This window comes from Nitrospirillum amazonense, from assembly GCF_007828035.1.
Taxonomy (GTDB): Bacteria; Pseudomonadota; Alphaproteobacteria; order Azospirillales; family Azospirillaceae; genus Nitrospirillum; species Nitrospirillum amazonense.
Genome location: NZ_VITV01000002.1, coordinates 286,120 through 306,746, shown reverse-complemented (window position 1 = coordinate 306,746; position 20,627 = coordinate 286,120). Strand labels below are relative to the sequence as shown.

Below are 20,627 nucleotides of genomic sequence, written 5' to 3'. Positions count from 1 at the left end.
TTGGGTCAAACGCCTTTGGAGGCACTGGTCCCGGCCACCAGGGCCGGGGTGGCAGCCGTTTCCGCGTCCTGCGGGGCGGCCGCTTGCACAAGCGGTAGGATCAGGGTGACGCGGGCGCCGCCACCGGGGTTGTCGTCCAGCCCCAGGGTGCCGCCATGGTCTTCCAGGATCTTCTTCACGATGGCCAAGCCCAGGCCGGTGCCCTTGGCCCGGGTGGTGACATAGGGTTCCGTCAGCCGGTCCCGGCCCTCAGCCGGCAGGCCCCTGCCGTTGTCGGCGATGGTCAGAACGATGTGGTCGTCCAGGGCCTCCACCTTCAGGGAGATATGGCCCGGCGGGGAGTCGTGGCCCTCAGCCGCATCCTCCTCCATCCGTCCCTCGATGGCTTCCACCGCGTTCTTCAGCAGGTTGGTCAGGGCCTGCGAGATCTGGCGGCCGTCGCACTCCACCTCCACCCGCTCAGGCGGCAGAATGCTGTCGAACTTGATGCCGGACTGGGCGGTGGCCTGCAGAAACACGGCCTGGCGGCACAGCTCCTGGATGTTCTGCGGCTTCATCACCGGCGTGGGCATGCGGGCGAAGGCGGAGAACTCGTCCACCATGCGGCCGATGTCGTCCACGTGGCGGACGATGGTGTCGGTCATGGCCTTGAAGGTTTCCGGATCGCTCTGGATTTCCTTCAGATACTTGCGCCGCAGGCGCTCGGCCGACAGCTGAATGGGGGTCAGCGGGTTCTTGATCTCATGCGCGATGCGGCGGGCGACGTCGGCCCAGGCGGCCTTGCGCTGCGCCGACAAGAGTTCCGACACGTCGTCGAAGGTGATGACAAAGCCGCGGATGCCGTTGCCGCTGGTGTCCGCTGCCACCCGCACCAGCAGGGTGCGCTGGGTGTTGCCGCGGCGGATCTGCACCTGCCCCTCCACTAGGCGCGACGGGCGCCGGCGGATGGCGGACATCAGCTCCTCCAGCTCCGGCACCACCGCCAGGATGTCGCGCCCCATCATCTCGTGCACGTCGGGGATGTCCAGCAGCTGGGCCGCCGACTGGTTGGGCAGGTTGATGAAGCCCTGCTCGTCCAAGCCGATAACGCCGGCCGACACGCCGGCCAACACCGCCTCGGTGAAGCGCCGGCGCAGGTCCAGCTGGCGGTTGGCCTCCACCAGGTCGCTGCGCTGCGACGACAGCTGGCTGGTCATGCGGTTGAAGGCGCGGCTGAGCGAGGTCAGCTCATCCTCCGGTCCCGGCAGGGTCTCCGGCACGCGCGCCGTCAGATCGCCGGTGCGGATGCGCTCCGCCGCGATGATCAGCGCGCTGATGGGCGTGATGAGGGTGTTGGCGAAGTTCAGGCCCGCCCAGATGGCCACCAGCAGCAGCAGCAGCGAGACGATGATGAAGATCAGCGTCATCTTGGTCTGCAGGCCGAAGCGCTGGCCCTCCAGCTCGGTATATTCCCGCACCGCCGTCTGGGCGGCGTTCAGGTGCTCCATCACCTTGGCTTCCACCGGGCGGCCCAGCAGCAGGAAGATGTCGAAGTCCGGATCCAGGCGGATCAGGGCGGTGACGCGCTTCTCCTTCTCATTGAATTCGAAGTCCACCTCGCCCTTGCGCGCCCGCTCCAGCCGTTCCTTGGGCATGACATCGGGCTGGAAGACGGAGCCCAGGGTGTAGCTGCCGTACTGCCGCCCCTGCCCGTCGAAGATCACCGCCTCGGTGAAGGAGCGCTGGAAGGATTCGTTACGCAGGAAGGCGTAGATGAACAGCGGGTCCAGCGTGACCAGCGGCCCCTGGCGCGCGGCCAGCAGGTCGTTCGCCACCCACGAGGCGTCGTTGCGGATGGCGATCTGGTGTTCGTCCAGATAGGCCTGGGCCACCACCAGGCTTTCATTCACCGCCGTGCGCACCCGGTCGCTGAACCAGGACTGCAGGCCCAGGTAAAAGAAAAAGGCGGAGAAGGCGGCCATGACGATGGCGGGCAGCACCGCCAGCAGGCTGAATACCGCCACCAGCCGCACGTGCAGCCGCGACCCGGCCAGGCCCCGGCGCCGCTCGATCCACAGGCCGACGATGCGCCGGGCCATGAGCGCCAGCAGCATCAGCAGCAGCGCGCCGTCCAGCGTCAGCAGCAGGCTGACCGTGTTGGGGCTGTTGCCGAAGGGCGGCTGCTGAGTCAGCGCCGCATATGTCGCGAAGCCCGACAACACAGCGGCGAAGGCCAAGGCCACCGCCAGCTTGTTGCCCAGGCCCAGGCGGGCCGACCAGACGGACAGACGCCGCCACCAGCTGTCGCTTTTGGGGGGGACTTGCGGCGGAACCGGGGAGCTGGGCGGTGTGATCAGCGCCGGAGGAACCTCGGTCATGGCAAAGACATCCGGACCACCGCCGCCCCGGACACCGTCAGAGGCGCGAAGATCAAGGCCGGCGCCAAGGTGGGCGTCGCTACGACGGGGGATGATACCGCTTGAAAGGCGAAACGAAGCACGGTTCCTGCCAGGCCGGTGGTTTGCACGGCGCAAACGCCACCCCCGGCGCGGAGGTGGTGCGGACAACATCCGTCAGGCGACGCCCGTTCGGCCAAAGCCGGAAGGGTATCGCCCGGCAGGGGCTGCTGTTGCCCGGGCGCCCACCTCTGTTACCAGAATGCAACGCGTGTTTCCAGCCGTCCGTCTTACGCCCGTTGGTAGAGGTGCCCCCTGTTACTTCAGGCCACGGACCACCTGGATGTCCAGGTCGCGGATCTTCTTGCGCAGAGTATTGCGGTTCAGGCCCAGCATATGCGCGGCCTTGATCTGGTTGCCACGGGTGGCGATCAGCGACAGCGACAGCAGGGGCCGTTCCACCTCGCGCAACACACGATCATAGAGGCCGGCGGCCGGCACGCCGTCCTTATGGGCGGCGAAATAATCCTTCAGGTGCCGCTCCACCGCGGCCCCCAAGCCTTCGTTCTGCGGCTCCTCCGCCGGTGCGGCGGCGGGCGCGAAATCCGCCAGTTCCTGCTCGATGACATCGATGGTGATGACTTCCTGGGTGTACAGCGCGGCCAGACGCCGCACCATGTTCTCCAGTTCACGCACGTTGCCGGGCCAGCGATGGCGGCGCAGGCGGTCCAGGGCGGCGTTGTCCATGCTTTTCAGCGGCAGGCCCTGCTGGTTCACCAGCCCGAAGAAATGGCGGACCAGCGCCGGAATGTCCTCCGTCCGCTCCCGCAGCGGCGGCAGGCGTATGGGCACCACGTTCAGGCGATAGAACAGATCCTCGCGGAACTGGCCCTGGCGGATCAGGGTGCGCAGGTCGCGGTGGGTGGCGGCCACGATGCGCACGTCGGTCTTGATGGGGGTGCGGCCGCCGACCGTGGTGTACTCCCCCTCCTGCAGCACGCGCAGCAGGCGGGTCTGGGCGTCCAGCGGCATGTCGCCGATCTCGTCCAGGAACAGGGTGCCGCCCTGCGCCTGCTCGAACCGGCCGGTGGAGCGCACAGTGGCGCCGGTGAAAGCCCCCTTCTCATGGCCGAACAGCTCGGACTCGATCAGTTCGCGTGGGATGGCGGCCATGTTGACCGCCAGGAAGGGACCGTTGCGCCGCTTGCCGTAGTCGTGCAAGGCGCGGGCCACCAGTTCCTTGCCGGTGCCCGACTCGCCGGTGATCATGACCGTCAGATCCGTGCCCATCAGGCGGGCCAGGACGCGGTAGATCTCCTGCATCGCCGCCGACCGGCCGATGAGGGGCAGCGCCTCCTCTTCGGCCTGGGCCGCCGCGGCGCCGGCGGCCGCCGGCGGGGCCGGCTGGGGCGTGGACAGCGCGCGCTCCACCATGCCCATCAGGTCCTTCAGGTCGAAGGGCTTGGGCAGATAGTCGAAGGCGCCGCGCTCCGCCGCCTTCACGGCGGTCAGCAGAGTGTTCTGCGCGCTCATGACGATGACGCGCAGTTCGGGGCGCAGCTTCTTGATGCGCGGCAGCAGGTCCAGGCCGTTCTCATCCGGCATCACCACGTCGGTGATGACCAGGTCCCCCTCCCCATCCTGGACCCAGCGCCACAAGGTCGCGGCATTGCCGGTGACCCGCACGTCATGGCCCAGGCGCAACAGGGCCTGGTTCAGAACGGTACGGATGGCCCTGTCGTCGTCAGCGACAAGGATGGTGGATGGACCCATGGATTAAACGCCCCCCTCTGACGCCGTGCGCCCAGGGGCGACCGGCAGCGACACCTTGAAGATCGTGCGACGCGGCACGCTGTCGAAATCGATGACCCCGCCATGGTCGCCGATGATCTTGGCGACGAGCGCCAGGCCCAGGCCAGTCCCGTTCATCTTCGTGGTGACGAAGGGATCGAACAGGTTGGCCCGCAGGTCCTCCGGAATGCCGTCGCCATTGTCCTGCACGCTGATCAGCAGCGGCAGGTGCACCCGGCTGTCGGACCCCGGTACCGCCAGGCGCACCCCATGCTGGTAGGCGGTGGACAGGACGATTTCCCCGCCCTTTTCCGGGCAGGCCTCGGCCGCGTTCTTCACCAGGTTCAGGAAGACCTGGATCAGCTGATCGCGATTGCCCAGCACCGGCGGCAGCGACGGGTCGTAGCGCTCAATGAAGCGGATGGCGCGGCCGAAGCCGCTTTGCGCCACGCGGCGCACATGCTCCAGCACGCCATGGATGTTCACCGCCGTCTTTTCCAGCGGCCGGCCGTCGGTGAAGACCTCCATGCGGTCCACCAGGGCCACGATGCGGTCAGCCTCATCGCAGATGAGGCGGGTCAGCATGCGGTCCCCCTCCGACGCGTTCTCTTCCAACAGCTGGGCCGCCCCCCGGATGCCGGACAACGGGTTCTTCACCTCGTGCGCCAGCATGGCCGCCATGGCGACGACGGACCGCGCGGCCCCGCGGTGGGTCAGCTGGTTATCGATCTTCCGGGCGATGGACCGCTCATGCAGCGACAGCACCACCAGGTCCGGCGGATCGGACAGGGGGGCCGCCTTGGCCGTCAGGAAATGCAGGCCGATGCGCGGCGTCTCCAGCATGATGCTGTAGTCCGACACGCTGCCGCCCGTCATCCGCGCCTGGTCGATCAGGGAGTGGACGGGGCTGTCGCCCGGAATCAGCGTGTCCAGCTGGCTGCCCACCAGCAGGGCGGCGCTGGCGTCGAAGAATTCCTCCGCCTGCAGGTTGGCGAAATGGATGCGGCGCTGCCGGTCGATGACCAGGATGGGTTCCGGCAGCGCGGACAGGATGGCCGTGGGATCGACCATGCCGTTCGCCGGGGCAGGCAGGGCCGCCGTCCGCCCCATCAGGCCGCCACCTTCTTTTCGCCGGCGGTGTCGTCGTCATCAACATCGCAACCGGCCTCCGCGGTCAGGCCCCGGCCGGACAGGTCGCGCCCCACGATGCCCCGGTCCAGCAGGTCCTGGTACCAGCCGCGCACGAAGTCCTGCACCAGTTCCGCCTTCTCGATGGTGTTGACCTTCGCGCGGTACTCGGCGGAACCGGGCAGGCCCTTGGAATACCAGGCGATGTGCTTGCGCCCGATCTTCAGGCCGGCGTCGGTGCCGTAATGCTCCAGGATGGCGTCGTAATGCTCCAGCACCAGGTCGCGCTGTTCCACCAGCGTGGGCTCGGCCGGGGCGGCACCGGTGCGCAGCATCTGGATGACCTGGTTGATGAACCAAGGACGGCCATAGGTGCCGCGGCCGATCATGACACCGTCGGCGCCGCTCTCTTCCAGGCAGCGGGTGACATCGGGGAAGTCGACGATGTCGCCGTTGGCGATGACCGGCAGCGACACGGCATCCTTCACCTGGCGGATGAAGGCCCAGTCAGCGACGCCGTTGTACATCTGGTTGCGGGTGCGGCCGTGCACGGTGATCATGCGGATGCCGCACTCCTCCGCGATCCTGGCCAGGCGCGGCGCGTTCAGGTTCCGCTCATCCCAGCCCTTGCGCATCTTCAGGGTCACGGGCACGGACACGGCCTTGACCACGGCGTCCAGGATGCGGCCGGCCAGCGGTTCGTCCTTCATCAGGGCGGAACCGGCATAGCCGTTCACCACTTTCTTCACCGGGCAGCCGAAGTTGAGGTCGATGATGGAGGCGCCCCGGTCCACGCACAGCTTCGCCGCCTCCGCCATCACCTCGGGCTCGCAGCCCGCCAGCTGAACGGACAGCACGCCTTCCTGGGCGTTGGGGTCGATCTTCTTTTCGGACTCGCGGGTGGCGCGGATCATCGCCTGGCTGGCGATCATCTCGGAAACGACCAGGCCCGCGCCGGCGCGCTTCACTAGGCGGCGGAAGGGCGTGTCGGTCACGCCCGACATGGGCGCCAGGATCACCGGATCCTGAATGGTGACGGGACCGACCTGAATCGGCGCTAACTTACTGCCCATTTCCTAGGCGCTTTCCATGACTGCTACAAAATTAGGCGTTCAAGCTATCATGAGCCCCCGCCAAAGGGAAGCGACGCCGCCGAAGACGGCGGATGCGACTATGGTATGGCGCGGTGGCATGGCAGATCGTGGGCGCCGGCGGACAAACAAGCCTAGCGGCAAGGTCTTAAGGGGGGATATCTCTCGTCGGGAAATGGGGATAAGTGTCACCATCCCTCGCCCGCCTTCCTTTTCATGGTGTTTTGACCAGCCATGCCGTCCTGCCTTGCCCTGATTGTCGCCGCCGGCAGCGGTTCCCGCTTCGGCGGGGACATGCCCAAGCAATACCTGTCCCTGGCCGGCCGCCCCGTCCTGGCCCGCACCGTGGCCGCGTTCCAGAACCATCCGGAGGTGACGGCCGTGCGGGTGGTGATCAATCCGGCCCACCGCGACCTCTATGAGGCGGCCGTCACCGGCCTGGACCTGCCCCCGCCCGTGGCCGGGGGTGCGGCCCGCCAGGACAGCGTGCGCAATGGGCTGGAGGCCGCGGCGGCCGACGGCGGCTATGACCTGGTGCTGATCCACGACGCCGCCCGGCCCCTGGTGGACGCCGCCAGCATCTCCGCCGTCATCCGGGCCCTGGCCGAGGTGCCGGCCGCCCTGGCGGCGGCCAATGTCAGTGACACCCTGAAGCGTGCGGACAGGGAGGGCGCCGTGGCCGCCACGGTGGACCGCACCGCCCTGTGGCGGGCACTGACCCCTCAGGGCTTCCGCTTCCCCGACATCCTGAAGGCGCACCGCGACCTGGCGGGCCAGGAACTGACCGATGACGCCGCCGTGGCGGAGAAGGCCGGTTTCCCCGTGCGCCTGGTGCCCACCAATCCCGACAACCTGAAAGTGACCCATGCCGAGGATCTGGCGCGGGCGGAGAAGATCATCATGAACGAGTTGGGCGACGTCCGCGTGGGCCACGGCTATGACGTGCACAAGTTCACGGAAGGCGACCACATCGTCCTCTGCGGCCTGAAGGTGCCGCACACCCACAAGCTGGAGGGTCATTCCGACGCCGACGTGGGCCTGCACGCCCTGACCGACGCCATCCTGGGCGCCATCGGGGCCGGCGACATCGGCAGCCACTTCCCGCCCACGGACGAGCGTTGGCGCGGCGCCGATAGCGGCAAGTTCCTGCAGCACGCCGCCAGCCTGGTGACGGCCAAGGGCGGGGCCATCGCCCATTGCGACATCACCGTCATCTGCGAGCGCCCCAAGGTGGGCCCCCACCGCGAGGCCATGGTGGCCCGCGTGGCCGACCTGCTGGGGATCGCGCCCGACCGTGTCTCCGTGAAGGCCACCACCACCGAGGGCCTGGGCTTCACCGGCCGGCGCGAGGGCATCGCCGCCATGGCGACCTGCACCGTGCGCCTTCCCTGGCCGACGTCGAAGGTCTAACCCCATGTTCCCGGCGGAGATCACACGCGCGGCCGAACGCCTGCTGGCCGCCTGCCAGGCCAGCGGCCTGTGGCTGGCCACGGCCGAATCCTGCACCGGCGGCCTGATCTCCGCCAGCCTGACCGCCATTGCCGGCTCCTCCGCCGTGGTCGACCGGGGCGTGGTCACCTACAGCAACCAGGCCAAGATCGACCTGCTGGGCGTGCCCGATGGCCTGATCGCCCTGCACGGCGCCGTCAGCCGCGAGGTTGCGCACGCCATGGCGGAGGGGCTGCTGGCCCGCTCCCGCGCCGACATCGCCCTGTCGGTCACCGGCATCGCCGGCCCCGGCGGCGGCAGCTTGGAGAAGCCGGTGGGCCTGGTCTACCTGGGCTGCGCGCGCCGGGACCGCCCGGTGGCGGTGGAACGCCACGTCTTCTCCGGCGACCGCGAGGCGGTGCGTCTGGCGGCCGTGGCGCGGGCGCTGGCGATGGGCCTAGCCGCGGCGGGTGGTGGCGCAACGGCCTAGGACATACTCAACCGGGTCCCAACCACCAGTCCAGGGCGCTATCCACCACCTCAGGCGGCATGACATGCCCGCCATCGAACACCCGCAGTTCCACCAGGAAACCCCGCCGCTTGAACGCCGGTGCGGTGGTGCGCGCGGTCTCTTCCAGGGGCAGCACGCGGTCGGCCTTGCCGTGGCTGATGAAGACTCGCGTCTGACCGCCGCCGGGCGGGTCCCCTTGGGTATGCAGCGGCGCAATGCGCCCAGGGGAAAAGGCAATCAGCGCGGTAAACAGGTCCAGGTTTTCCGGCCCCAGCGACAGGGCGTAGGTCGCCCCATCGGAAAAGCCCGCCAGCGCCACCCGGGACGGGTCCACAGCGTAGCGGGCGAAGACCTGGGCCAGGAAGGCATCGATGCGCGCCGGATCGGTGCCATACCGGGGGCCCCAGCGCTCATCCGCCTCATGCTTGCGCGCCGCCAGCATGTCCCAAGTGTAATCCCCGGAGTCGGGGGCCGCGATGATCACCCCACGGGCCTCCGCCACCGGCGCCAGGCGGGCCACCATGTCGGCGCCGCGCTGACTGGCGCCATGTAGCATTACCAGCAGCGGCAAGGGCTGGCCGGGCCGGTAGGAACCGGGAATGAGAACGATGCCATCACCCAGGCGCGCAGGCCCGACGGTTCCCCCCGCCACCGGGGGCGGAACCTGCGGCCGGGCCGCAAGATGGACCAGGTCGTCCGCCCGCGCCACCACGGTCTTGAACAGCAGCAGGCAGACCAACACCCCCACGACGCGCCCGCGCATAACGCCCCCCGGCCCGCTTTCCCCACCCAACAGCTTGGGGGATGGATGGAACCCGCGTCAACCAACGCGCCAGGACATCTGACCGCAGGGAAAGAGTGGTGTCGGCGCGCCGCCTGGGTTGCGCGCCGGAGAAACTGGGGCATAGTCTGGCGCCCTGTGCCGCCCCCAAAGCCCCGCTTTATGGGCCCCGCCTTCCGGAGTTCCTTCATGTCCTTGCGTTCCCTCAGCCTGGCCCTGGCGCTCGCCGCCGCCCCACTGTCGCTGTCCCTGGTGGCCCTGCCCTCTACCACCCGCGCCGCCGCACCCCAGGTGAAGACCCAGGCGCCGGGCTATTATCGCCTGATGCTGGGCGATTTCGAGATCACGGCGCTGAACGACACGGTGGCCACGCTGCCCATCGACACGCTGATGACCAACACCACGCCGGAGAAGGTGCGGGCCGCCCTGGCGCGCAACCACCAGCCCAGCCCGACCCCGACCTCGGTCAACGCCTTCCTGATCAACACCGGGTCGCAACTGATCTTGGTGGACACCGGCGCCAACGGCCTGCTGGGCCCCAAGGCCCCCAGCAACCTGTTGGCGAACCTCAAGGCCGCCGGCTACACGCCCGATCAGGTGGACGCGGTGCTGATCACCCATATGCACGGCGACCATATCGGCGGCCTGACCACCGACGGCCACATGAACTTCCCCAACGCCACCGTCTATGTCGACGCGGCAGAAAAGGGCCATTGGCTGAGCGCGGAGGCCGAGGCCAAGGCGCCAGCCGACAAGCGGGGCGGCTTCGCCGCCGCCCACAAGCTGCTGGACGTCTACGCCGCCGCCGGCAAGCTGAAGACCTTTGACGGCGTTACCTCGCTGTTCCCCGGCATCACCGCCCTTCCCGCCCATGGCCACACGCCCGGCCACACCACCTACGCCGCCGAGAGCAAAGGGCAGAAGATGGTGTTCTGGGGCGACCTGATGCACGTGGCGGCGGTGCAGTTCGACACCCCGGCCACCACCATCCAGTTCGACAGCGACAGCCCCGCCGCCTACCAGCAGCGCGCCAAGGCCTATGCCGAGGCCGCCAAGGACGGCTATTGGGTGGCCGCCGCCCACCTGTCCTTCCCCGGCATCGGCCACGTCCGGCCCAAGGACGCAACCGACGGCAAGGCCGATCCCAAGAGCTATGTCTGGGAACCGGCACAGTACAGCCTGGGGGAATAAGACCATGACGCGCACCGGCATCGCCACCGCCCTCGCCCTGTTCCTGACATCAGGCACGGCCCTGGCCGATGACCAGGCCAACACGGCCAGGCTGTTCGCCGATTCCGGGGTGCGGCAGATGACCCTGGCCACGGCCCAGCAATCGGCCGTGGTCATGAACGAGCCCTGCCCCAGCGCCCAGGCCACGGTGTCGACCGACGTGGCGGTGTTCCAGCCCCTGGTGTTCGACACCACCGGCCAATTGCAGACCGGCATCTGGCGCCAGCAGGTGACCTTGGCCGGCTGCGGCATCACCCGCACCTTGAACGTCATCGGCTGGAAGCAGGCGGGCCAGGCCATCGGCATGGGCGCCCTGCTGCCCGGCGGCACGCACACCGACGTGCTGCTGCAGCGCGACGCCATCCAGCAGGTGGATCAGCTGGTGAAGATCACCCCCGGCGCCACCGAGGAGGGATGCGCCCGCGAGTATGTGGCTGACACGCGGTTCGTGGACCGCGAGGCACTTCCCGCCCCTGGCGGCAAGTCGCCGCCCTGGCGCGAGGTGTGGACCCTGCGCACCTGCACCAAGCAGATCGAGGTGCCCATCCGCTTCATCCCCGACGCCACCGGCACCACCATCACCGCCGGCCCGCAGAAGGCGGTCAAGGTGACGACGGTGGGCAAATAAGGAGCAGGCCGCCTGCCCCAGAAAGCGGCAGTCCCGAAAGCGCACCGCGCCCTGACCGACAGCGCACAGCCCCTGCCGCAGCCTGTCGGAAGCCGGCCGCACCCTGTTCAGCGCGTCGCGCACCCGCCGCGCGTCATCAAACGACGCCGACCGGCTCAGGAAATACCTGCAGCGGTTCGGGTTGGAGTGGGCGGCCCTGGTGGCGGCCTGAGCCCGTCACCACGGCAGCTCCCGCCCGTCGTACGCCCAGAAGCGGCCGGTGTCATCGGGGGTCAGGCGGTCCAGCATGTCCAGGATTTGCGATGCCGCCCGGTCCGGCTTGCGCACCTCCAAGCCGGTTTTGGCGAAGGGGGCCGACAGGGGCGTGTCCACGGTGCCGGGGTGGACGGCAACGCAGAGCGACAGGGGGCGGGTTCGGGCCAACTCGATGGCCGCAGTGCGGATGATCTGGTTCAGCGCGGCCTTGCTGGCGCGGTAGGCGTACCAGCCGCCGGCGCTGTTGTCGGCGATGGAGCCGACCTTGGCGGACAGGGCGGCGAAGACGCAGCGCCGGCTGGCTGGGAATAGGGGCAGCAGATGCTTGGCCAGCAGCGCCGGGCCGATGGCGTTGACGGCGAAGGCATGGGCCAGATGGGCGGGGTCCAGCTGGCGCCAGGTCTTCTCCGGGGCGAAGGCCTGATAGGGCTCCGGCCCCGGCCCGTGCAGGAAGCCCGACGCGACGATGACGGTGCGCAGGGACAGGCCCGTGTCCCATACCCGCTGGGCCAGGGCGGCCACTGCGCGTTCGTCGGTGATGTCGCAGGGCGGGTCCTCCCGCCTGCCGGTCAGGATCACATGGGCATGGGCGCCACGTTCCTCCAACGCGACGGCCAGGGCACGGCCCAGCCCCCCTGCCCCGACAACCACGGCGCATCCGTCCGGCGCCAGACCGTTGTAGCCCATCATTCCATCACCCTCGCGCATCCCGACCACGCCACCATGCCGCCATCCTGGATGGACTGGCGACGGTGGGCGATACGCCTGAGGCGGCGAAAAGGATCAGTCCCTAGCCTTAAGGTGAGGTCGCTTGCAGGTACTTGGCCAGCCAGTCCCCCACCTCCTGGTAGAAGTGGCGGCTGTCCTCGGGCTTGGTGATCCAGTGCCAGGCGTCGGGCCAGACCAGCAGGCGGCTGGGCACGTGCTGGTGCTGCAGCACCGCCCAGGCCTCCAGCGTGTTACCCAGGGGCACGCGGTAATCGCGCTCGCCGATGCTCATCAGCATGGGCGTCTTCCAGTTGGCCGCATAGGTGATGGGGCTCTGCTCGCGCCAGATGGCGTTGCCTTCCCAGGGCGGGCCGCCGTTGTTGACCTCGCGGTTGTAGATGCCGTCGCTCTCGCCCCACTGGGTCAGCAGATCGACCTCACCGGCGTGGCTGACCAGGCAGCGGTAGCGGGTGGTGGTGGCCTCCAGCCAGTTGGTCAGGTGGCCGCCGTAGCTGGCGCCGCCGGCGCACTGGCGGCTGGCATCGATGAAGGGGAAGCGCCTGATGGCCTCATCCGCCGCCTGGTTGATCTCATCGGCCGGGGTCTTCAGCGGGTCCAGCTTGATGGCCTGGGCGAAGGCTTCGCCGAAACCGGTGGAACCGGTGTAGTCCGTCATCAGGATGACGGTGCCGCCGGCGCTGGCCGCCAGCAGGTGATAGTTCCAGCGCAGGCCGATCTGATCCGGGTTGTTGCTGGCCGCCCCGCCGTGGATGAAGACGAACAGCGGGTATTTCATGTTGGGATCGAAATGGGGCGGCAGCACGATCATGCTGTGGATGGTCCGCCCCTTGGCCGAGGTGAAGGTGAAGTGCTGCGGCGGCTGCCAGTCGATACCGGCGGCGATGGCGGTGTCGATATTGGTCAGGTTGGTATGTCCACCCTTCTCGCCTTCCATCCCGCTGGCTTTCCCATTGGGATCGATCCTCACGATTTCTGCCGGGTTCACCGAACTGCCGTACTGGGCGATCAGCTGCAGCTTGCCCGACTTGGGCAGGGACAGCGCGGTGTAGCCGCCGACCTTGGGCTGCGCCACCAGGGCAGGTTTGCCGCCCTCGGCCGGCACACTGTACAGGTTTTCCGACGCGCCGTCGGGCGCCAGCAGATAGACGGTGCGGCTGTCGGGCGATAGGGCGTACTGCGTCGGCTGGCGGTCGAAGTCGCGCGCCACCAGGGTGGCGGCACCACCGGCCGGCCAGGCCACCCGCGACAGACGCGGCAGGTTGTAGACCTCATCGTTCTGCGGCATGTAGGTGAAGTAGAGATTCTTGCCGTCCGGGCTGAAGGCCGCGTGGCCATAGCCGCCGGGCGCCGCCGTGACCTCCCGCGGTTCCGCGCCGCCCGCCGCCGGGATGCGGTAGAGATGGTAGGGCACGTGGGCGAAGGCGGCGTTCCAGCGCGCCTGCGTCGCCTCGAAGACGATCTCGCCGCCGTCCGGGCTCCAGATGGGGGACAGCGAGACGCTGCTCTCCCCCTGCATGCCGCTGAAGCCGTCGGTGTGGGCGAAGGCCGTGGACGACAGGATGTCCCGGGCCACGGCCCCCGGCTCCAGCCCCTGCACCATCACCGTGGGCTGCCGGTCATCCAGCCATTCGTTCCAATAGCGGACAGGGAAGTGCTCATAGGTGCGGACGTTGTATTTCCGCGCCTTGCGCTCCGCCGCGATCTTCTTGTTGGCCTCATCGTCCGTGGCGCCGGGGAAGACGCGGCTCTCGAACAGGATGGCCTTGCCGTCGGGGCGCCATTGCGGGTGGCTGGCGCCGGTGGAAACGGTGGTGACGCGCCGCGCCTCCCCGCCCTGGGCCAGGTCCAGCACATAGATCTGCTCGACTTCATCGCCCTCGCGCTTGGCGGCGAAGGCGATGCTGCCGCTGTCAGGCGACCAGACGGGGTCGCTCTCGCCGCCCTTGGTGTTGGTCAGACGCCGGGGGGCGGCGCTGCCGTCGGTCGGCACCAGCCACAGGTCGGTGACCGACTTGTCCTGCTCGTACGAGGGCTCGACCATGGAGAACAGCACCCACTTGCCGTTGGGGCTGGTGATGGGCGCACCCACGCGCTTCATCATCCACAGGGTCTCGTGCGTGAGGGGCTTTTTCTCGACCGCCTGCGCCGAGGCATCCAAAGCGGTGAAGGCGCAGCCGGCCAACAGCGCGCCCGCCAGCACGCGCGTCACAGAATGCCTCATTCCTATCCCTGCCCTATTTATGGTCCCCACGTTGGGGGTAACCATACCAGGGAGGTGGGGCGGCATCAAAATTTAAGCCGGGCTTAAACGCCGCAGTGCCACCCGGTGAAGCAATGGACTGATGCGCGCCCCGTTTTCCTAACGGGCACCTGGATGCCGCAGCCAAGGAAACTCGGCGAAGGCCTCCCGCTCAGCCAACAGCGCCGTCTCATACAGGCTGCTGGGCTCGGGTAACGGAGCCCACCCTTCCGCCACCAAGGTGCCTTCCCAGACGTTGCGATAGTGGTATTGCGGACGCAGCGCGTAGAATCCATCGGGGCGCCGGACGACCAGAACGCGTCGCGCCGGATTGGAACCCGAGAGGATCTTCACGGCCTCGACCATTGGCGGTTTCACACCGCTCCCACCGGCCGGCCGCCGGGCGCGCCGTACAGCTGGTGCGCCCGGGCCTCGAAGGCGGCGACCATGCGGCGCACGGCTTCGCCGAACAGGGCGCCGATGATCTTCTGCAGGATGAGGTTGCGGAACTCAAAATCCACGTAGAAGTCCAGCAGACAGCCGTCGGCGTGCGGCTCGAAGATCCAATGGTTGTTCAGGTAGTGGAACGGGCCCTCGGTATAGGCCACGTCGATGCGGCGGCCGGGCTCGCTCAGCACCACCTTGGAGGTGAAGCGCTCGCGCACCATCTTGAAGCCGATCACCAAGTCGGCCCAGAAGGTATTGCCCTCGCGGCGGCGGATACGGGCCGCCACCGCCCAGGGCAGGAACTCCGGATACTTCTCCACGTCCGCCACCAGCTGGAACAGCTGTTCCGGCGTGTAAGGCAGGACGCGCTTCTCGGCGTGCGTGGGCATGAGGCTTACTCGGCGGCGGCTTCGGCGGCGGTCGCCCCCGAAACCGTCTGGGACGACAGCGGGCGACCGGCCAGCTTGGCCTCGCGGGCTTCGCGCAGCTTCACGAAATCGTCGCCGGCATGGTGGCTGCTGCGGGTCAGCGGGGAGCTGGACACCATCAGGAAACCCTTGCCCCGGGCCATGGTTGCATAGCTGGCGAACTCATCCGGCGTAACGAAACGGTCCACCGGCGCATGCTTGGGCGTGGGCGCCAGGTACTGGCCGATGGTGATGAAGTCCACATCCGCCGCGCGCAGGTCGTCCATGACCTGGCCCACCTCCTCCTTGGTTTCGCCCAGGCCGACCATGATGCCGGACTTGGTGAAAATGCTGGGGTCCAGCTCACGCACCCGCGACAGCAGGGACAGCGAGGTGAAATAGCGGGCGCCGGGGCGGATGCCCGGGTACAGGCGCGGCACCGTCTCCAGGTTATGGTTGAACACGTCGGGGCGGGCCTCCACCACCGTCTCGATGGCGCCCTGCTTCTTCATGAAGTCGGGCGTCAGCACCTCGATGGTGGCCTCTGGCGCCTCGCGGCGGATGGCGCGAATGGTGCGGGCGAAATGCTCGGCACCACCGTCGGGCAGGTCGTCGCGGTCGACGGAGGTGACCACCACGTGCTGCAGCTTCAGCCGCGCCACGGCCTCGGCCACGTTGTCGGGCTCATGCGGGTCCAGCAGGTCGGGACGGCCGGTGGCCACGTTGCAGAAGGCGCAGGCGCGGGTGCAGACGGCGCCCAGGATCATGAAGGTGGCGTGGCGCTGCTTCCAGCATTCCCCGATGTTGGGGCACGCCGCCTCCTCGCATACCGTGTTCAGCTTCAGGCCGCGCATCAGGTTGCGCGTCTCGTTGAACACGCCGCCAGCCGGGGCCTTCACCCGCAACCATTCCGGCTTGCGCTGGATGGGGTTGTCCGGGCGGTTTTGCTTTTCCGGATGGCGGATCTTGTCGGCGGTCATGGGCGTGCAGCCTTTGAAACGAATGTTCCTGAAACATAAGGGGGCCGGAGCGGAAGGCCAAGTGCGCCGGGCGAACCCCACGCATGCATCGCTCCTCCGTTCCGACCCCGATATCGCCCCAGCACCTTACCCCTCAACTCTAACCAGGCTGGCGACCGCCAGCCCCGCAGCGAGTACCGCAGGGCACAGCGAGGAAGCCAAGCCCGCGGACGCGGGCGCCGGCGCCTGAGGGAACGCTTAGTAATGAATCGCGCGGCCGTAGGCGGCCAGCACCGACTCATGCATCATTTCCGACAGGGTCGGGTGGGCGAAGATGGTGTGCATCAGCTCGGCCTCGGTGGTTTCCAAGGTCTTGCCGACGACGTAGCCCTGGATCAGCTCCGTCACCTCGGCTCCCACCATGTGGGCGCCCAGCAGCTCGCCGGTCTTGGCGTCGAACACCGTCTTCACCAGGCCCTCGGCCTCGCCCAGGGCGATGGCCTTGCCGTTGCCGATGAAGGGGAAGCGGCCGACCTTGACCTCATAGCCGGCGGCCTTGGCCTTGGCTTCGGTCAGGCCGACGCTGGCCACCTGCGGGTTGCAGTAGGTGCAGCCCGGGATGTTCAGCTTGTCCATCGGGTGGACGTCCTTCACGCCGGCGATCTTCTCCACGCAGATCACGCCTTCATGGCTGGCCTTGTGCGCCAGCCAGGGGGCGCCGGCCACGTCGCCGATGGCGTAGACGCCCGGCTCGTCCGTGCGCAGGTAGCCGTCGGTCACGATGTGGCCGCGGTCCAGCTTCACCTTGGTGTTCTCCAGGCCGATGTTCTCGGTGTTGGCCTGGATGCCGACGGCGGTGATGACACGCTCCACCGTCAGGGTCTCCACCTTGCCGCCCACCTCGACATGGGCGGTGACCGTGGTGGCACCCTTGTCCAGCTTGGTCACCTTGCCGCCGGTGATGATCTTCATGCCCTGCTTTTCAAACTGCTTGCGGGCGAAGGCGGAGATTTCCTCATCCTCCACCGGCAGGACGCGGTCCATGACCTCGACCACCGTCACCTCGGCACCCAGGGTGCGGAAGAAGCTGGCGAATTCGATGCCAATGGCGCCGGAACCGACCACCAGCAGCGACTTCGGCATGGTGTCGGGGACCAGGGCCTCCTTGTACGACCACACGAACTTGCCGTCCGGCTCCAGGCCCGGCAGGGAGCGGGCGCGGGCGCCGGTGGCGATGATGATATGCTTGGCCGCCAGGGTCTGGCTGGCCCCGTCCTTGGCGGTCACGGTGACCTTGCCGCCGCCGGCCAGCTTGCCGGTGCCGTCGAACACCGGCACCTTGTTCTTCTTCAACAGGCTCTTCACGCCGGCCGACAGCTGGTTCGCCACCTGGCGGGAGCGCTTCACCACCTTGGGCAGGTCGAAGCCCACGCCGCTGACGGTCAGGCCGTAGGCGTCGGCGTGCTTCATGTAGCCGTAGATCTCGGCGGAGCGCAGCAGAGCCTTGGTCGGGATGCAGCCCCAGTTCAGGCAGATGCCGCCCAGGTGTTCACGTTCCACCACCGCGGCCTTCAGGCCCAGCTGGGCGGCGCGGATGGCGGCGACATAACCGCCGGGGCCGGCGCCCAGGACCAGCACGTCGAATTCGGTATCGGCCATTTCGGTCTGTTCCCTTCAAAAGGCGCCGGGACCGCCCAACCCGTGGGGCGCTCGCCCTGCGCTTTTGGTCAACGACAGGAGAAATCCCCGGAAGCGGCGGGCGCTTCCGGGGATGCGGCATCACAGCATCAGCGTGATGGGGTCCTCGATCAGCTTCTTCAGGACCTGCAGGTACTTCGCACCCACGGCGCCATCGACCGAGCGGTGGTCCACCGTCAGCGTCAGGCTCATGACGGTGGCCACGGCCAGGGCATCGCCCTTCACCACCGGCCGCTTCTCACCGGCACCCACGGACAGGATGCAGCTCTGCGGCGGGTTGATGATGGAGGTGAAGCTCTTGATCCCGAACATGCCCAGGTTGGACACGCTGAAGGTGCCGCCCTGGAATTCCTCGGGCTTCAGCTTGCCTTCCTTGGCCTTGGCGGCCAGGGACTTCACCTCGGCGGAGATGGTGGCCAGGCCCTTCTGGTCGGCGTTCTTCACGATGGGGGTGATCAGGCCGCCGTCGGTGGCCACGGCCACGGAGACGTCCACGCCCTCGTACTGCAGGATGCCGTCCTCATGCCAGGAGACGTTGGCCTCCGGCACCTTGCGCAGGGCGACGGCCACGGCCTTCACGACGAAGTCGTTGACCGACACCTTCTCGCCCGACTTCTCGTTCAGCTGGGCGCGCAGCGCCAGCAGGGCGTCGATCTCGCAATCGACCTGCAGGCCGAAGTGGGGAATGGTCTGCCAGGCCTCGGTCAGGCGCTTGGCGATGGTCTTGCGCATGCCGCTGTTGGGCAGGACCTTGTACTTCATGCCCAGCTTGTCGGCCAAAGCCTTGGCGTCGATGCCCTTCGGAGCAGCGGCAGCGGCCGGAGCCGGAGCGGCGGCGGCGGTGGGAGCGGCGGCGGCCGGGGCGGCCTTGGCAGCACCACCCTTCAAGGCGGCCTCCACGTCGGCCTTCACGATGCGGCCGGACGGGCCGGTGCCGGAAACCTTGGCCAGGTCCAGGCCGGACTGGGCGGCCATGCGGCGGGCCAGCGGGCTGGCGAACACGCGCTTGCTGTCATGCGCCGGAGCGGCGGCGGCCGGGGCGGCCTCGCTCTTGGCCGGGGCCGGAGCGGTGGCTTCGGTCTTGGCCGGCGCGGGAGCCGGCGCCGGAGCGGCGGCGGGCTTGGGCGCCGCGTTCAGGGCGTCGGCGCTCTCGCCTTCCTCCAGCAGGACGGCAATCTTGGCGTTCACCGCCACGCCCTCGGTGCCCTCGGGCACCAGGATTTTGCCCAGCGTGCCCTCGTCCACGGCCTCCACTTCCATGGTGGCCTTGTCGGTCTCGATCTCGGCGATGACGTCACCGGCCTTGATCGTGTCGCCTTCCTTCTTCACCCACTTGGCCAGCTTGCCCTCGGTCATCGTGGGCGACAGGGCCGGCATCAGGATATCGATCGGCATGGGTTTGATCTCCCCCAGGGGGCCGTGGCGTCAGGCCAGGCGCCCCAAATCTCTGACGGATGCGGCAGAAGGCGCCCCTTCTCATGACAGGGTCGGGGCGCCTTCCCGGCCGGTTCAGCGGTACAGCACGGCCTTGGCGGCGGTGACGACGTCATCCACCTGCGGCAGGGCCAGCTTTTCCAGATTGGCGGCGTAGGGCATGGGCACGTCCTTGCCGTGCACGCGCACCACGGGCGCATCCAGGTAGTCGAAGGCGTGTTCCATCATCACCGCGGACATTTCCGCGCCGATGCCGGCGAAGGGCCAGCCCTCTTCCACCGAGACCAGGCGGTTGGTCTTCTTCACGCTTTCCACGATGGTGTGGACGTCCAGGGGACGGATGCTGCGCAGGTTGATGACCTCGGCGCTGATCCCCTGCTCCGCCAGCTTGTCGGCGGCGGCCAGGGCCATGCCCACCTGCAGCGAGAAGGCGGTGATGGTCACGTCCGTGCCCGCGCGCTCGATCTTGGCGCGGCCGATCGGGATGATGAAGTCCGGATCGGTCGGCACCTCGAAGCTGTGGCCGTACAGGATTTCGTTTTCCAGGAAGACCACGGGGTTCGGGTCGCGGATGGCCGCCTTGAGCAGGCCCTTGGCGTCGGCGGCGCTATAGGGCGACACCACCTTCAGGCCCGGGATGTGGGCGTACCAACTGCTGTATTCCTGGCTGTGCTGCGCGGCCACGCGGGCGGCGGCGCCGTTGGGGCCACGGAACACGATGGGGCAGCCCATCTGGCCGCCGGACATGTACAGCGTCTTGGCGGCGGAGTTGATGATGTGGTCGATGGCCTGCATCGAGAAGTTGAAGGTCATGAACTCCACGACCGGGCGCAGGCCGCCGAACGCCGCGCCCACCGCCAGGCCGGCGAAGCCGTGCTCGGTGATGGGGGTGTCGATCACGCGGTCGGGGCCGAACTCCTGCAGCAGGCCCTGGGTCACCTTGTAGGCGCCCTGGTACTCGGCCACTTCCTCGCCCATGACGAAGACGCTGCCGTCCTTGCGCATTTCCTCGGCCATGGCGTCGCGCAGGGCCTCGCGCACCGTCATGGTCTGGGTGTTCTTGAAGAAGCGGTCCTCGTCCGACGGCGGCGGGGCCACCGGGGCCTTCACCGCCGGGGCGGCGGGGGCGGCCTTGGACGCCTCCTCCTTCGGGGTTACGGCGGCCTCGCCCTGGGCGGGCTCGGTCTTGGGCGCGGACGGCGTGTTGGAGGCGCCCTTGGCGGCGCTCACGTCGCTGGCGCTCTCGCCTTCACCGGCCAGCAGGGCGATGGCGGTGTTCACGGCCACGTTCTCGGTACCTTCCGGCACCAGGATCTTGGCCAGGGTACCTTCGTCGACCGCTTCCACTTCCATGGTGGCCTTGTCGGTCTCGATCTCGGCGATGACGTCACCGGCCTTGATCGTGTCGCCTTCCTTCTTCACCCACTTGGCCAGCTTGCCTTCGGTCATGGTGGGGGACAGGGCCGGCATCAGGATATCGATGGGCATTTTCTTAT

General features: G+C 68.2%; 17 protein-coding genes. 4 read left to right on the top strand and 13 right to left on the bottom strand.

All coding sequences use genetic code 11. The annotated features are described in order from the left end of the window. Positions 1-5 precede the first annotated feature (5 nt). The 4 genes from FBZ87_RS05370 to dusB form a co-directional block, all read right to left on the bottom strand. The gene (locus FBZ87_RS05370) at positions 6-2,357 is read right to left on the bottom strand and encodes a sensor histidine kinase NtrY-like (RefSeq protein ID WP_145609326.1); all 2,352 of its coding nucleotides are present in this window, start codon (positions 2,355-2,357) and stop codon (positions 6-8) included. 336 nt (positions 2,358-2,693) lie between these two features. After that, positions 2,694-4,148, bottom strand: a complete 1,455-nt coding sequence (ntrC, locus tag FBZ87_RS05365; protein ID WP_004271807.1) for a nitrogen regulation protein NR(I) — start codon at positions 4,146-4,148, stop codon at positions 2,694-2,696. Between the two features lie 3 nt (positions 4,149-4,151). Beyond that, positions 4,152-5,276: a two-component system sensor histidine kinase NtrB gene (locus FBZ87_RS05360; protein ID WP_145609325.1), complete on the bottom strand. Its 1,125-nt coding sequence runs from the start codon at positions 5,274-5,276 to the stop codon at positions 4,152-4,154. Beyond that, positions 5,276-6,367 (bottom strand): tRNA dihydrouridine synthase DusB, encoded by a 1,092-nt coding sequence (gene dusB, locus FBZ87_RS05355; RefSeq protein ID WP_145609324.1) that lies wholly within the window; start codon positions 6,365-6,367, stop codon positions 5,276-5,278. Before dusB ends, FBZ87_RS05360 begins: the two co-directional genes overlap by 1 nt. Before the next feature lie 252 nt (positions 6,368-6,619). Here dusB and FBZ87_RS05350 point away from each other — a divergent pair, with 252 nt between their 5' ends. Both FBZ87_RS05350 and FBZ87_RS05345 read left to right on the top strand, forming a co-directional pair. Further along, positions 6,620-7,795 (top strand): bifunctional 2-C-methyl-D-erythritol 4-phosphate cytidylyltransferase/2-C-methyl-D-erythritol 2,4-cyclodiphosphate synthase, encoded by a 1,176-nt coding sequence (locus FBZ87_RS05350; RefSeq protein ID WP_145609323.1) that lies wholly within the window; start codon positions 6,620-6,622, stop codon positions 7,793-7,795. A gap of 4 nt (positions 7,796-7,799) precedes the next feature. After that, entirely contained in the window at positions 7,800-8,303 is a 504-nt protein-coding gene (locus FBZ87_RS05345; RefSeq protein ID WP_145609322.1) for a CinA family protein, read from the top strand. Between the two features lie 7 nt (positions 8,304-8,310). Here the strand turns inward: FBZ87_RS05345 and FBZ87_RS05340 are convergent, their stop codons facing one another. Beyond that, positions 8,311-9,087, bottom strand: coding sequence for an alpha/beta hydrolase (locus FBZ87_RS05340; RefSeq protein ID WP_145609321.1), 777 nt, complete (start codon positions 9,085-9,087; stop codon positions 8,311-8,313). Positions 9,088-9,294: 207 nt separating this feature from the next. Here FBZ87_RS05340 and FBZ87_RS05335 point away from each other — a divergent pair, with 207 nt between their 5' ends. Both FBZ87_RS05335 and FBZ87_RS05330 read left to right on the top strand, forming a co-directional pair. Then, positions 9,295-10,296, top strand: coding sequence for an MBL fold metallo-hydrolase (locus FBZ87_RS05335; RefSeq protein WP_145609320.1), 1,002 nt, complete (start codon positions 9,295-9,297; stop codon positions 10,294-10,296). A gap of 4 nt (positions 10,297-10,300) precedes the next feature. Further along, positions 10,301-10,963 carry a hypothetical protein gene (locus FBZ87_RS05330; RefSeq protein WP_145609319.1) on the top strand — a complete coding sequence of 221 codons (663 nt, stop codon included), beginning with the start codon at positions 10,301-10,303 and terminating at the stop codon, positions 10,961-10,963. Positions 10,964-11,179: 216 nt separating this feature from the next. On the opposite strand, the gene FBZ87_RS05325 is transcribed toward FBZ87_RS05330, so the two are convergent. The 8 genes from FBZ87_RS05325 to FBZ87_RS05290 all read right to left on the bottom strand — a co-directional run bounded on the left by FBZ87_RS05325 (position 11,180) and on the right by FBZ87_RS05290 (position 20,619). Beyond that, a complete protein-coding gene (locus tag FBZ87_RS05325; protein ID WP_246134245.1) occupies positions 11,180-11,908 on the bottom strand; it encodes an SDR family NAD(P)-dependent oxidoreductase in 729 nt (242 codons plus the stop codon). Positions 11,909-12,014: 106 nt separating this feature from the next. Beyond that, positions 12,015-14,168 carry an alpha/beta hydrolase family protein gene (locus tag FBZ87_RS05320; protein WP_246134244.1) on the bottom strand — a complete coding sequence of 718 codons (2,154 nt, stop codon included), beginning with the start codon at positions 14,166-14,168 and terminating at the stop codon, positions 12,015-12,017. Positions 14,169-14,306: 138 nt separating this feature from the next. Beyond that, on the bottom strand, positions 14,307-14,552 hold the full coding sequence (locus tag FBZ87_RS05315) for a hypothetical protein (protein ID WP_145609318.1): 246 nt from the start codon (positions 14,550-14,552) through the stop codon (positions 14,307-14,309). A gap of 8 nt (positions 14,553-14,560) precedes the next feature. Further along, complete coding sequence (locus FBZ87_RS05310; RefSeq protein ID WP_088871565.1) at positions 14,561-15,022, bottom strand: type II toxin-antitoxin system RatA family toxin; 462 nt, start codon at positions 15,020-15,022, stop codon at positions 14,561-14,563. A gap of 5 nt (positions 15,023-15,027) precedes the next feature. Next, entirely contained in the window at positions 15,028-16,020 is a 993-nt protein-coding gene (gene lipA, locus FBZ87_RS05305) for a lipoyl synthase (protein WP_145609317.1), read from the bottom strand. 237 nt (positions 16,021-16,257) lie between these two features. After that, a complete protein-coding gene (gene lpdA / locus FBZ87_RS05300; RefSeq protein WP_145609316.1) occupies positions 16,258-17,658 on the bottom strand; it encodes a dihydrolipoyl dehydrogenase in 1,401 nt (466 codons plus the stop codon). Between the two features lie 120 nt (positions 17,659-17,778). After that, positions 17,779-19,092 carry a pyruvate dehydrogenase complex dihydrolipoamide acetyltransferase gene (locus tag FBZ87_RS05295; protein WP_145609315.1) on the bottom strand — a complete coding sequence of 438 codons (1,314 nt, stop codon included), beginning with the start codon at positions 19,090-19,092 and terminating at the stop codon, positions 17,779-17,781. A gap of 114 nt (positions 19,093-19,206) precedes the next feature. Beyond that, the gene (locus tag FBZ87_RS05290; RefSeq protein ID WP_145609314.1) at positions 19,207-20,619 is read right to left on the bottom strand and encodes a pyruvate dehydrogenase complex E1 component subunit beta; all 1,413 of its coding nucleotides are present in this window, start codon (positions 20,617-20,619) and stop codon (positions 19,207-19,209) included. Positions 20,620-20,627 lie beyond the last annotated feature (8 nt).